This window comes from Vagococcus allomyrinae (assembly GCF_017829975.1).
GTDB lineage: Bacteria > Bacillota > Bacilli > Lactobacillales > Vagococcaceae > Vagococcus_D > Vagococcus_D allomyrinae.
The window spans coordinates 1-1,098 of sequence record NZ_JAEEGA010000042.1; the positions used below are offsets into that span (position 1 = coordinate 1).

General features: G+C 37.2%; 1 protein-coding gene. It reads right to left on the minus strand.

Annotated features, from left to right (window positions below; translation table 11 throughout):
• Positions 1–1,098, minus strand: a 1,098-nt coding sequence (locus I6N95_RS26865; RefSeq protein WP_209533247.1) for a transposase, incomplete at both ends; no start/stop codon positions are given.

The window sequence follows — 1,098 nt, forward strand, 5'->3', positions numbered from 1 at the left end:
ACTGGTCGCGTATCCATGCCGGTTTTTTATCTCACTATTTTTCGCTTCAATCATATAGCGATTTTTAGCTAATTCTTTGAATTCTTCTGTATTTTCAAACTCAATTTGTTCTTGATGTAGATCAGACTTAATTGAAATGGAATATGTTTTACTTTTTGCGCCTTCCGCATAACACCCTTCACGAATAGGACATTTTCTACATTTCTCAACGTCAAAATAGTAGGTCATCACTTGATTTGCATTTTGATTTTTCTTTCCTTGGCGTGCTTTTCGGACTGCCAATTCACCTGCAGGGCAGACCATCATATCTGCATCTTTATTAAACATAAACCCATCACTATCTTTACGCCCACCTTTTGAAACGTTGGGGTTTAATTTTGCGACAAGCTTAATGCGTTTCTTTTTTGCATAACTTAAGTTATCTTTACCAGAATACGCAGCATCCCCAAGAACTGTTTTTACAGCAATACCATTCTGTTCTGTTTTTTCAATTAACTCAGTAAAATATTTCCCGTCTGATTTTTCACCTGTCGTCACAACCGCAGCTGTGATAAGCCGGTTATCATCCATTGCGATATGAGTTTTGTACCCGAAAAACGCTGTATCAGCTGTTTTATGTCCTATTTTTGCGTCATGATCGACGGTGCTTTTTATGTGTTCTAAATCATCCTCAATGGTTTCTTCTAATAAATTCATACGTTCCTTAATTCCTGGGATTGAAGCTACCTTCGGTTCTTTTTCAAGCAGTTGTAATAATTCGTTTGAATAGGCTAATTCATCTGTTAACTCAGAACCAGTGTATTTTTTCGGCAACTTTTCTTTCAGTGTGTCATCAATTTGATACACTTTTTTTCGTAAGTTTTTTGACCGCTCTCTTAATAGTTCAATCGGAGACTTGGCATTATAAGCGGATTTCGTGTGAGTGGCATCGATAATAATGGTGTTCGAGGTGATGACTCCTTTTTGGATAGCTATTTCAATGGATTTCGAAATAAGCTGATCTAAAAAGTCCTCATTCTTTAAACGTAGGCGCCGAAATTTCGTGAGTGTGGTGGGGTGAATAACGTTGTCTTCCGGAGCCAAACCAAGAAAATATTT